This window comes from Ochrobactrum sp. SFR4, assembly GCF_019730395.1.
Lineage (GTDB): Bacteria > Pseudomonadota > Alphaproteobacteria > Rhizobiales > Rhizobiaceae > Pseudochrobactrum.
The window spans coordinates 1-256 of record NZ_JAAPBB010001007.1 but is presented as its reverse complement, the minus strand read 5'-3'; the positions used below and the strand labels follow the sequence as shown (position 1 = coordinate 256).

Below are 256 nucleotides of genomic sequence, written 5' to 3'. Positions count from 1 at the left end.
ACGGTCCCGGATATGGGTCTGAACCGGAATGGTAAAATAGCGATCTGGCCGGTGTGAGAAATCCTCAGCACGCAGATGGCGCAGGATTTCGGCGAGATAGTCGACAATGAACCCATAGCCAGATGTGAACATCTCACCCCGGATGATGTCGACCTCCCATCCAGGCAGATAGGCGTGCAATCGATCGATAAAGGCGCTGTCGTGGAACTGCGGCGGCAAAGCTTCGAAGAGGTCGGTATTTTTCAGCATCCAAGGC

General features: G+C 54.3%; 1 protein-coding gene. It reads right to left on the bottom strand.

The window, feature by feature from the left end; genetic code table 11:
* A partial coding sequence (locus HBA93_RS22120) for a BREX system Lon protease-like protein BrxL (protein WP_221724675.1) occupies positions 1–256 on the bottom strand: 256 nt, incomplete at both ends.